Source organism: Streptomyces sp. 13-12-16, assembly GCF_002114215.1.
Lineage (GTDB): Bacteria > Actinomycetota > Actinomycetes > Streptomycetales > Streptomycetaceae > Streptomyces.
The window spans coordinates 1-1,307 of the sequence record NZ_NCTE01001371.1 but is presented as its reverse complement, the minus strand read 5'-3'; the positions used below and the strand labels follow the sequence as shown (position 1 = coordinate 1,307).

Genomic DNA, 1,307 nt, shown 5'->3' with positions numbered 1-1,307 from the left:
CGTCCACCCGCGGGGGCGGCGGCCGCAGCAGCACGCTCTGCGCGGTCTCCGCGGCCCGGCGGGCCAGCCGCAGCTCGCGCAGCAGCCGGCGCCGGACGTGCATCACCAGGCCGGTGACGAGCGCACACATCACGGCGCTGCTGACGAGGCGCGCGCCGAGGGCTTCGTCGTGGGCGAGCGGGCAGGTCAGCCGGTAGGCGACCGCGGTGGCGCCCAGGGCGGTGGGCACCGCGAGGGTGGGTACCCGTGAGGACAGGAACCGGGGTGGCACCCTGCGGGGAGCCCCAGGCTTGAAACGGATCATGCCGATGGCCCCCCATATAGGCCCGGACAGCGCAGACCGGCCTCGAGAGGCCGGTCTGATTCTGTCGACCATGTGGCCTGATCCGGACGTATCGACCCGGATAGTCACCCGAACGAGTGAGGTGACCGGTGGGGTGAGGGGAACGGGGGGCGCGGGAGGCGTGCTGTGCGCCTCCCGCGCCCCCCGTTTCCGGCGGTTATCGGCCCTGCGGGCCGGTCCTTGTGCGGTTGTCCTCGGGGGCGGGGTGAGGGGCTTTGTGTTTTTTCGCCCCCGCCGCCCCTTCCCGTCCCGTCCCCCGGACCCCCCTTGTCCTCAGACGCCGGACGGGCTGATGGGACTGGACGGGGTCAAGGGAACAGGACCGGCCGGAGTGGGGTGTCAGCCCCTCAGGACCGCTCCGGTGCGGTCGCCCGCCAGGGTGACCGCCGATTCCCGGGCCGCCGAGGCCTCGTCGACGGTCAGGGTGCGGTCGGTCGCGCGGAAGCGGAGCGCGTAGGCCAGGGACTTGCGGCCCTCGCCGAGCTGTTCGGCGTTCTCGTACACGTCGAACAGGCGGATGGACTCCAGCAGTTCACCGGCGCCCTCGCGCAGTGCCGCCTCGACGTCCGAGGCGGGCACGAACGCGTCGACGACCAGCGCGACGTCCTGCGTGGCGACCGGGAAGGTGGAGATGCCCGGTGCCTGCGGGGTGTCGTCGCCGACCTGCTCCAGGGCGTCCAGGTCCAGCTCCATCGCGCAGCTGCGCGCGGGCAGGCCCAGGGCCTTCAGGACGCGCGGGTGCAGCTCGCCGGCGTGGCCGATGATCCGGTCCTCGCCGTCGACGGTGACGGTCAGCTCGGCGCAGCGGCCCGGGTGCCAGGGGCCGTACTGGCCCTTGCGGACGCCCAGTTCGGCACCGGCCTCACGGGCGACGGTCCGGGCGGCCTCCACCGCGTCGGCCCAGTCGGCCGCGCGGCCCCTGCCCCACCAGCCGGCCTGCTCGCGGGCGCCGGCCAGCACGACG

At 74.4% G+C, this 1,307-nt stretch carries 2 pseudogenes; both read right to left on the bottom strand.

Features of this window, described 5'->3' with window-relative positions:
- Positions 1–304, bottom strand: a pseudogene (locus tag B7767_RS41035) (serine/threonine-protein phosphatase); the annotation flags it as partial.
- Between the two features lie 378 nt (positions 305–682).
- Positions 683–1,307: pseudogene (locus B7767_RS41030) on the bottom strand (phenylalanine--tRNA ligase subunit beta); the annotation flags it as partial.